This window comes from uncultured Christiangramia sp. (assembly GCF_913046405.1).
In the GTDB taxonomy this organism is placed as follows: domain Bacteria; phylum Bacteroidota; class Bacteroidia; order Flavobacteriales; family Flavobacteriaceae; genus Christiangramia; species Christiangramia marina.
The window spans coordinates 1-5,475 of record NZ_CAJWRQ010000143.1; the positions used below are offsets into that span (position 1 = coordinate 1).

Genomic DNA, 5,475 nt, shown 5'->3' on the forward strand with positions numbered 1-5,475 from the left:
CATATATTCTGCCATTGTAGGTACTTTGAGTGCTTCTGCCATATTATCGATCTTTATATAATTCTAATGTATTAATTTTCTTTGGCCCAGTTCAAACGGTCCATTTGGTTGTAAGGCCATGGTGCACCATTGTTTTCAATATTTGTCATCGCTATGGATAACTCATTAGGAGCGGCACTTTGCTCCATTACCAGGTATCTTCTCATATCCAGAATAATGGATAATGGATCGATCCCCACAGGACAGGCCTCTACACATGCATTACAGGTAGTACATGCCCATAATTCTTCTCTAAGAATATAGTCATCAAGTAATTGCTTACCGTCATCTTCAAATTTTCCGTTCTTGGTAATATTCTCACCTACTTCCTCGAGCCTGTCACGAGTGTCCATCATGATCTTTCTTGGAGAAAGTTTTTTCCCGGTTTGGTTCGCAGGACATTCAGAAGTACATCTTCCACACTCTGTGCAGGTATAGGAATTCAGCAATTGAACCTGGTTGAGATCAAAGACATCTGAAGCTCCAAATTTTTCCGGCTCTCCTTCATCCTCGCCTTCCGCAGGAGCTGCAAAAGGATCGGCATTTGGATCCATCATCAGCGCTACTTCCTTCTGCACTGCCTCCAGATTATCAAATTTCCCCTGAAGACTAAGTTTTGAAAAATAGACGTTTGGAAATGCTAGTAGGATATGTAAATGTTTTGAGTAGTATAAATAATTAAGAAAGAATAGAATTCCAAGAATATGTAACCACCAGGCGGCTCTTTCAATGATAATAAGTGTCGCGTTGCTCATTCCGTCGAAAATAGGAAGTAAAAACTGACTTATTGGAAAGCTTCCCATTATACCTGCTTCTGAAGCATAATGATCTGCTCCATTCATTTGCAGTTGATAGTCTGTAGCATTCATGATAAGAAATAATGCCATTAGCACCATTTCAAAATACAGGATGTAATTTGCATCATTCTTTGGCCAGCCTTTCAGTTCACGACCAAGGAAACGGTAGATGTTAAGTGCGTTTCTACGTATCCAGAAGATCACTACTCCAACAAAAACCAGGAAAGCTAAGATTTCGAAACTTGCGATGAGGACATCATAAGTACCACCTAGAAAAGAAAAGATTCTATGAGTGCCAAAAATTCCGTCGATAACGATTTCGAGAACTTCTATGTTAATAATAATAAAGCCCACGTAAACGATAATATGTAGAAAACCGGAAACCGGTCTTTTTACCATTTTACTCTGCCCTAATGCTATTCTGGCCATTTTGGCAAATCTTTCTCCACCATTATCTGTTCGATCGATTTCCCGACCTAATTTGATATTTCGAATAAGTCTTTTGATATTTCTGGCGAAAAAGCCAACGCCCACTAAAAGAGCGATCACAAATAGGATTTGCGAAACAATTTGCATGATAGATTTATTTTAAGGAATCTTCCGGTTCTTCATATTCTCCAGGTTTCTTTCCGAAAACTGAGAAATGAACGTAGCGCTTTGGATTAAGTTTGATATCCTGTAGGAGTTGTTCTAGCTGTTTGGTTGCCTGATCCAGGTTATTATAGACAGCATCATCATTGATCAATTTTCCTGCGGTTCCTTCCTTGCTGTTCAGTTTATTCGAGATTCCTTCAAAATCTGCAATTACCTTTTCAAGATCTGAGGTGATCTTGCCAATATTCATAGTAGATAAAGTGTCTGAAAACTTATTGAAGTTCGTAGACATCTCATCAAGATTCGTAAACGTTCGATCAATCTTAGAACTATTTCCCTTTACTATACCCTGAAGCTCATCTGCGGTCACTCTAAATGATGATACGGTAGCATCAAGATTTCTAAAAGTACCGCGAATATTGTTCCTGGTAGAGTCATCTAAAATTTCTGTGATGGCCGTTAACATTGAATCTGCACTGGTGATCGTATTCTCCAGTTTATTCTGTAAAGGAGTCAGTTTATCATTCACAAGCTCCATGATCCCTTCTTCTTTATCTCCCTCGAGTGTATCTCCAGACTGAGCCCATTCAGATTTCTGATCATAATTTGGTACAATAGCTAAAGATTTCCCACCTATGATACTTCCACCATAAATGTTCACCTTACTATTCTTCGAAAACTTGAAATCATTTTTTACAGTAAAACTTACAACAAGTCTTCCTGAATTATCTTTGAACTCTATGCTGCTTACCTGACCAACTTTAAGACCGTTGATAGTAACTTCAGAAGATGGTGAGAGTCCTTCTACATCATCGTATTCAGCATAAAAAATTCGATTCTGGGCAAGGAGGTTTTCTCCCTTGAGAAAACTATAACCAAACAATAAAATAACTATCGCCACGATAGCTAGAACGCCAGTTTTTACCTCTCTGGAATATTTCAAAAGCAATTTTTTAAGTGAATACGCACAAATTTAGAAATAAAAATAGAAAAGCACTTCTATTTTAGCTTTGATTTTAACGCATCGTTAAGCGTTATTTTTTGCTCATTCCTGAAGGCTACGATATAACTATCTGTGTATCCACTTTTTACTGCTTCATTATGCATTCTCTGAATCTTGAGATAATCTGAAGTTGCTCCATAATAATACTTGTAAAGTTTACCTTCTTTCTCCCTGCTTACACCCTTAATTCCTTTGAAGTTGTAAGGTTTAGTATCCAGTTTCTTTGAGCCGGCCGCAAGTTGCACTCTGAATAGTACATCTTTAAAAACCTGGGATTCCGGTAAAACTCCCTTATCCACAGTTTCATTAGCTTGATTTGCAGCTACTTGCTCAAGTGTATTTAAATTAATGGTTTTACTATAATTTAGAATAGCATTGGTAATTGCACGCGCCATATCATCCTTCCCTCTAGAACTATTAAGGTAAGGTCCCTCCTGGTTATTTGTAAGGAAACCAGTCTCCACAAGAACGCTCGGCATGTAGGTTTGATGCAGAACAATTAATCCCATTTGCTTAACTCCTCTATTCTTTCTCTTTAGTGTATTGGTAAATTGTTTCTGAACAAGATCTGCAAGCAAAATACTTTGATCCAGGTATTCTTCCTGCATGATCGTAAGCCCAATAGTAGATTCAGGTGAATTAGGATCATACCCGGCATAAGTAACTTCATAGTTATCCTCTAAATAGATCACCGAGTTTTCTTTTTTCGCCACTTCAAAATTGGTCTCATTCCTGTTAAGTCCAAGCACGAAAGTTTCGGTTCCTGAAGCCTGGGAATTATGTGAATTACAATGTACAGATACAAAAAGGTCTGCATTCGCTTCATTGGCAATTCTACCTCTTTCGAAGAGTTCTACAAACACATCAGACTTTCTGGTATATACTACCTTTATATTCTCATATTTTTCAAGCTCGGCACCAATCTTCAGGATGATGCTTAGCGCAATATCCTTTTCCTTATAACCATTACCCATGTTACCGGGATCTTTTCCGCCATGACCAGCATCGAGAACTACTACAAATTCATCCAGATTTGGAGGGATTTCAGCAGAAAAACTTGCCGTTGGTGTAACAAAGAAAAGGCTTGTGAATACGAAAAGATTAAGTAAGTTCGTTCTCATAGAAAGCTAACGCTTGTGTGGGGTGAATATTTTATTGCTATTTTTCCTGCAGTCTCAAAACTCAGCTAAAAAAATATATGTAATTTTGGATTTGCAAAAAGCACGCCAATCCGTACAAAAATAGCACTTAAAGCATTGCAAACAAATATCCCCAATACACTTTTTTGCTTAGTTTTCACGCTATTTATGACCTCGCTTTTGCATGCGCAGGAGATTGGAAATAACTCGATCCCTGTTGAAAGTCAGAAGGATAGTATTGCTCCCGCAGTTAATCCTGAAGAGATCGCCCAGAACCTGCAGGTTACCGATACCATTAAACAGGATTCAGTCAAAAAACCCCAGTTTATTACCGATGTTGTAGATTATAGCGCCAAAGATTACATGCGCTTAAGCCCAAAAGAAAATAAGATCTACCTGTATAACGAAGCAAAGATCGTCTATGGTGATATGACCATAGAGGCAGGACTCATTGTTATCGATAATAATAAGAATGAGTTTTTCGCCTATGGAATTGAGGATTCCTTGGGAGAATATATACAAAAACCTATTTTCACCCAGGCGAATAGAAAAGTAGAGCCAGATTCACTTCGGTTCAATTTTGATACTGAAAGAGCTTTGGTTTACAATTCCCGAACCCAGGAAGCCGACTTTAATGTAAAAGGGATGGTGACCAAACGGGAAAATGATTCGGTGTATTTCATGAAGAATGTTCGGTTTACCACTTCTCAGGATGTGGATAACCCGGAGTATTTTTTCTATGCGAGGAAGATCAAGTTCGTACCTGAGAAGAAGATCGTGACCGGACTCGTAAACATGTACATTGCAGATGTTCCTACTCCACTAGGACTTCCATTTGGATATTTCCCTTTAACAGACGAAGAAACTTCAGGTTTTATCATTCCGTCGTTTGGAGATTCCCAGTATGGTTATAACCTTCAGAATGGTGGTTATTATTTTGCTATTAGTGATTATGTGGATCTACTGGCTTTAGGTAGTTATTACACGAACGGCTCTTACACTCTGGAATTTTCATCCAATTACGCAAACAGGTATAAGTATCGTGGAAATGCGAGAGTAAGGTTTGAAAAGTTATTCACGAGTGAAAGAGGCTTCCCAGATTTTGCTGAAAGATCCAGCTATAACATCCAGTGGTCTCATAGTCAGGATCCAAAAGCCAGTCCTAATTCCAGGTTTTCAGCTTCAGTGAACTTGGGTAGCAGCGAGTATTATGCCGAATCCATTAATCAGGCAAACACAGGGAATTACCTGAATAACGAATTAAACTCTTCGGTTTCATACAGTAAGACATTTCCCGGTGAACCTCAGGTGAATTTAAGTCTGGCCGCGCGTCACTCCCAGAATACCAGAACTAATTCTGTAAATCTTAGTTTGCCAACTTTACAATTAAGTATGTCTCGTATCTATCCTCTGGCTCCGGCTACAGGTAGTAAAAAAGGCTTTATAGAGAACATTAACCTTCAGTATAATTTAAGGGCAGAGAACCAGATCAATACTGCCGATTCACTTTTCCTTACTCCGGCGATGTTCGATGATGCAAGGCTGGGCGCCCAACATAGTATTCCACTAAATACGAACTTTAAGCTATTTAAATATTTAAGTGTTTCCACAGGTACCAGCTATGAAGAAACCTGGGTTTCCAGAACTTTTGAAAGGTCCTATGATCCTGTGCTGGATGATGTCGTGATTGATACGATTAAAGGCTTTGACTCTTATCGTACTTACAATTTCAATACTAGCCTTGGAACTACGCTATATGGTAGAAAAACCTTCGGAAAGGATAAAAAAATACAGGCAATTCGTCATGTCATGAGACCCTCAGTAAGTTATAATATCAATCCCGGTTTTGATCGTTTTTACGATCAGTTTGTCCAGGAATCTGAAGATGAAAATGGAAATATCA

The 5,475-nt window shown here is 38.5% G+C and carries 4 protein-coding genes; 1 reads left to right on the top strand and 3 read right to left on the bottom strand.

Annotated elements, in window-relative coordinates:
• Positions 1–71 precede the first annotated feature (71 nt).
• From QZ620_RS13340 to QZ620_RS13350, 3 genes are read right to left on the bottom strand one after another with little or no spacing between them, the layout of a single operon-like run.
• A complete protein-coding gene (locus tag QZ620_RS13340; RefSeq protein ID WP_295182555.1) occupies positions 72–1,412 on the bottom strand; it encodes a (Fe-S)-binding protein in 1,341 nt (446 codons plus the stop codon).
• A 7-nt stretch (positions 1,413–1,419) separates the two neighbouring features.
• The gene (locus QZ620_RS13345; RefSeq protein ID WP_295182557.1) at positions 1,420–2,373 is read right to left on the bottom strand and encodes an MlaD family protein; all 954 of its coding nucleotides are present in this window, start codon (positions 2,371–2,373) and stop codon (positions 1,420–1,422) included.
• A gap of 56 nt (positions 2,374–2,429) precedes the next feature.
• Positions 2,430–3,554, bottom strand: coding sequence for an N-acetylmuramoyl-L-alanine amidase (locus QZ620_RS13350; protein WP_295182560.1), 1,125 nt, complete (start codon positions 3,552–3,554; stop codon positions 2,430–2,432).
• Between the two features lie 186 nt (positions 3,555–3,740).
• Between QZ620_RS13350 and QZ620_RS13355 the strand changes: the two genes are divergently transcribed.
• A partial coding sequence (locus tag QZ620_RS13355) for a putative LPS assembly protein LptD (protein WP_366935477.1) occupies positions 3,741–5,475 on the top strand: 1,735 nt, incomplete at its 3' end.

Coding starts and splice junctions, on each gene's coding strand:
- QZ620_RS13340 (WP_295182555.1), bottom strand. CDS start 1,412: ATGCAAATTGTTTCGCAAATCCTATTTGTGATCGCTCTTTTAGTGGGC.
- QZ620_RS13350 (WP_295182560.1), bottom strand. CDS start 3,554: ATGAGAACGAACTTACTTAATCTTTTCGTATTCACAAGCCTTTTCTTT.